Annotated in this window: 3 protein-coding genes; 2 read left to right on the top strand and 1 reads right to left on the bottom strand. The window is 31.3% G+C overall.

Annotated elements, in window-relative coordinates; translation table 11 throughout:
- Positions 1–846 (top strand): DEAD/DEAH box helicase (locus ABJD66_RS09550; RefSeq protein WP_348130845.1); only part of this gene is annotated, 846 nt, incomplete at its 5' end.
- Between the two features lie 3 nt (positions 847–849).
- On the opposite strand, the gene ABJD66_RS09545 is transcribed toward ABJD66_RS09550, so the two are convergent.
- A complete protein-coding gene (locus tag ABJD66_RS09545) occupies positions 850–1,446 on the bottom strand; it encodes an acyl carrier protein phosphodiesterase (protein ID WP_303542798.1) in 597 nt (198 codons plus the stop codon).
- A 95-nt stretch (positions 1,447–1,541) separates the two neighbouring features.
- Here ABJD66_RS09545 and glmM point away from each other — a divergent pair, with 95 nt between their 5' ends.
- Positions 1,542–2,930 carry a phosphoglucosamine mutase gene (gene glmM, locus ABJD66_RS09540; protein WP_348130841.1) on the top strand — a complete coding sequence of 463 codons (1,389 nt, stop codon included), beginning with the start codon at positions 1,542–1,544 and terminating at the stop codon, positions 2,928–2,930.
- Positions 2,931–3,024 lie beyond the last annotated feature (94 nt).

The following is a 3,024-nucleotide window of genomic DNA, read 5'->3' as shown; positions in this document are numbered from 1 at the left end:
TTTGAGTTGATGCCTAGTCGTAGACAAAACATTATGTTTTCTGCTACAATGACAGATGATGTAGAGGTGTTAATAAATGACTTTTTTATAAATCCAGAAAAGGTTTCTATTGCTGTTAGTGGTACTCCGTTAGATAATATATCACAAACTAGCTATGCAGTTCCTAACTTTTATACAAAAGCTAATTTATTGGTAGACTTGTTAAAGGATAAAGAAACGTATAAAAAAGTATTAGTCTTTGTTGCAAACAAACGTTTTGCAGACCGTTTATTTAAATCTTTAGATGAAATATTTTCTGATGAGTTGTGTGTAATACACTCTAATAAAACACAGAATTATAGAATACGATCTATAAACCAATTTGATGAGGGTGTTAATAGGATTCTTGTAACTACAGACGTAATGGCTCGTGGTTTAGATTTAGATAAAATATCTCACGTAATTAATTTTGATACACCTACTTTTCCTGAAAACTACATGCACCGTATTGGTAGAACAGGTAGAGCTGAAGAACAAGGAAATTCTATTTTATTTTACACAGAAAAGGAAGAGCAATATAAGGATGCTATTGAGGAATTAATGGATTATAATATTCCGGCCATAGATATTCCTGAAACAGTTGAGATATCTAAAGAGTTAATACCAGAAGAACGACCAAAAATTTTAGAGCACCATAATCCTATTAATCTTAATGCGGAAGAAAGAGGTGCTAGTTTTCATGAGAAAAAAGAGAAAAACCAAAAGGTTAACAAAGGTGGTTCTTATAAGTTTGAAATAGCAAGAAAATATAAAAAGCCAAAAACTAGAGGGGATAAAAACTATAATAAACGTAATAAGAAGAAGTAGTTTCTACTCTTCTTCAAGTAAAGACGTATATTTTCGTTTAGCAAAGGTTGTTAATTCTTCAAAAAAAGATGTAAACTCTTTCTCAAACTCCTCATAATGCTCTTTTAAATCTATAATGGCAAAATTCATTTTAGATTTGTTTTTAGTACGTCTATTCATTCCGTCTAAAACCTTAGAAATACCTGTTAAACTAGCATAACTAAGTATCCAGTTATCAGCAATCATATAAGGCATCATGCGCTTAGTGTTTTCTGGTAATATCAAATAATTATCTTCTAAAAGGTCATAAAAATTATCTACAAACTCAGCTAAAGGTGTGTTAGAGTAGGTACTCCAGTTTTTAGCTAAAAAGTGATCGTAAAAAATATCTACAATTACACCACTGTAATGTCCGTAATTCTCGTGTAGCTTTTTTGTGCTTTTACGTACTGTCTTGTGCGCATCTGTAAAAGTATCTATGTGCCTATGCAGTGTAATTCCTTTTTGTATGTTTTTTGGCAAGTGTTTAAACTTATTGCCTCTAATACTATCAGCTATAAAATTTCCTATAGTAATTTCATCGTTTTCAAAAGAAAGGTAAATATGTGCCAAAAAATTCATAAATCGATATTAGCATTGTTAAAATCGAATTTACAAATTCAAAACCTAAGAATTGCTTTTGTACATGTATATTTGTAAAAACTTTTATAATAAATATGACACTAATCAAATCTATTTCGGGAATACGAGGAACAATAGGAGGTAAACCTTCAGATAACTTAACACCATTAGACGCAGTAAAATTTGCCGCAGCTTATGGTATTTGGTTAAAGGAGTATGCTAAAAAAGAAAAATTAAAGGTAGTTATTGGTCGTGATGCTAGATTGTCTGGAGAAATGATTCAGAATTTAGTAGTATCTACATTAGTAGGTTTAGGAATAGATGTAATAGATTTAGACTTATCTACAACACCAACAGTAGAAATTGCTGTTCCTTTAGAAGAGGCAGATGGTGGTATTATTTTAACAGCTAGTCACAATCCAAAACAATGGAACGCTTTAAAGCTTTTAAATGAAAAAGGAGAGTTTTTAGATGCAGCACAAGGAGCAAAAATATTAGCCATAGCAGAAAAAGAAGATTTTACGTTTGCAGATGTAGATGATTTAGGCTCTATTTTAAGAAATGATTCTTATATAGATATTCATATTGATGAAGTATTAAACCTATCATTAGTAGATAAAGAAGTAATTAAAGCAGCTAAATTTAAAGTAGTTGTAGATGGTGTAAACTCTACAGGTGGTATTGCAATTCCTAAATTGTTAGAAGAATTAGGAGTAGAAGTTGTAAAATTATATTGTGATCCTACAGGTCATTTTCCTCATAACCCAGAACCATTAAAAGAGCATTTAGCAGATATTTGTGATTTGGTAGTTAAGGAAAAAGCAGATTTTGGTATTGTTGTAGATCCAGATGTAGACCGTTTGGCATTTATTAGTAATGATGGTGAAATGTTTGGAGAAGAGTATACTTTAGTAGCTTGTGCAGATTATGTACTAAGTAAAACTAAAGGAAATACGGTGTCTAATTTATCTTCTTCTAGAGCACTTAGAGATATTACAGAAAAACACGGTGGTACGTATGAAGCTGCTGCAGTTGGTGAAGTAAACGTAGTTACTAAAATGAAAGCTAATAACGCAGTTATTGGAGGTGAAGGTAATGGAGGTATAATTTACCCAGAAAGTCATTATGGTAGAGACTCTTTAGTAGGTTCCGCTTTATTTTTAATGTTAATGGCCGAAAAAGGAGGTACAGTAGCAGAATTAAGAGCTAGTTACCCAAGTTATTTTATGAGCAAAAAGAAAATACAATTAACACCTGGTTTAGATGTAGATGGTATACTAGTTGCTATGGCAGATAAATATAAAGATGAAGAAATATCTACTATTGACGGTGTTAAAATAGATTTTGCAGAAAATTGGGTACACTTACGTAAATCTAACACAGAGCCAATTATTAGAATATACACAGAAGCAAAGAGCCAGACTGAAGCTGATTTACTTGCAGATCGTGTAATTGGAGAAATAAAAGAAGTAGCAGGTTTGTAATATACAAGTTGGCTTAAACAAAAAACTCATTGCTTTTTAATAGCAATGAGTTTTTTTTATTTATTAAACTTAGGTTTTTTTCCTGCGTGCTTCC

The organism is Cellulophaga sp. (assembly GCF_039943695.1).
GTDB lineage: Bacteria > Bacteroidota > Bacteroidia > Flavobacteriales > Flavobacteriaceae > Cellulophaga.
Note: the sequence above shows the minus strand (reverse complement) of the source record. Positions and strands in the feature narration are given on the sequence as shown.

Bases quoted from the DNA above. Each gene is read 5' to 3' on its own strand.
- ABJD66_RS09545 (WP_303542798.1), bottom strand. From the start codon at position 1,446: ATGAATTTTTTGGCACATATTTACCTTTCTTTTGAAAACGATGAAATT.
- glmM (WP_348130841.1), top strand. From the start codon at position 1,542: ATGACACTAATCAAATCTATTTCGGGAATACGAGGAACAATAGGAGGT.